This is a genomic window from Streptomyces sp. NPDC007162 (assembly GCF_040634175.1).
Classification (GTDB): domain Bacteria; phylum Actinomycetota; class Actinomycetes; order Streptomycetales; family Streptomycetaceae; genus Streptomyces.
In genome coordinates this window covers 1-1149 of sequence record NZ_JBEYFC010001051.1, presented here as the reverse complement: position 1 = coordinate 1149, position 1149 = coordinate 1, and the positions used below count along the sequence as shown (strand labels likewise).

The following is a 1149-nucleotide window of genomic DNA, read 5'->3' as shown; positions in this document are numbered from 1 at the left end:
CCGCTGTTCGCCGGCTTCACGAACTGGATCATGCCGCTCCAGATCGGCGCGCCTGACGTCGCCTTCCCGCGGCTGAACATGTTCGCCTACTGGCTCTACCTGTTCGGCTCGACCATCGCCGTCGGCGGTTTCATCACCCCGCAGGGCGCGGCCGACTTCGGCTGGTTCGCCTACTCCCCGCTGTCGGACGCGGTCCGCTCGCCGGGCCTCGGCGCCGACATGTGGATCATGGGTCTGGCCTTCTCCGGCTTCGGCACCATCCTCGGCGCGGTCAACTTCATCACCACGATCATCTGCATGCGTGCGCCGGGCATGACCATGTTCCGCATGCCGATCTTCGTGTGGAACGTGCTGCTGACCGCCGTCCTGGTCCTGTTCGCCTTCCCCGTCCTCGCCGCCGCGCTGTTCGCGCTGGAGGCGGATCGGAAGTTCGGGGCACATGTCTTCGACGCGGCGAACGGCGGAGCGCTGCTCTGGCAGCACCTCTTCTGGTTCTTCGGGCACCCCGAGGTGTACATCATCGCGCTGCCGTTCTTCGGCATCATCTCTGAGGTCATCCCGGTCTTCTCCCGCAAGCCGATGTTCGGCTACATGGGCCTGATCGCGGCCACCATCGCGATCGCGGGTCTGTCGGTGACGGTGTGGGCGCACCACATGTACGTCACGGGCGGTGTGCTGCTGCCGTTCTTCTCGTTCATGACCTTCCTGATCGCGGTACCGACCGGTGTGAAGTTCTTCAACTGGATCGGCACCATGTGGAAGGGGTCGATGTCCTTCGAGACACCGATGCTCTGGGCGGCGGGGTTCCTCGTGACGTTCCTGTTCGGCGGGCTCACCGGTGTCATCCTGGCCTCGCCGCCGATGGACTTCCACGTCTCCGACTCGTACTTCGTGGTGGCCCACTTCCACTACGTGGTGTTCGGTACGGTCGTCTTCGCGATGTTCTCCGGCTTCCACTTCTGGTGGCCGAAGATGACGGGCAAGATGCTCGACGAGCGGCTCGGCAAGATCACCTTCTGGACGCTGTTCATCGGCTTCCACGGCACCTTCCTGGTGCAGCACTGGCTGGGCGCCGAGGGCATGCCGCGCCGGTACGCCGACTACCTGGCGGCCGACGGCTTCACCACCCTGAACACCATCTCGTCGATC

1 protein-coding gene is annotated in these 1149 nt (G+C 64.7%); it reads left to right on the top strand.

The annotated features are described in order from the left end of the window. Positions 1-1149: cbb3-type cytochrome c oxidase subunit I (locus tag ABZ646_RS47070; protein WP_360534042.1), on the top strand; the 1149-nt coding region annotated here is incomplete at both ends.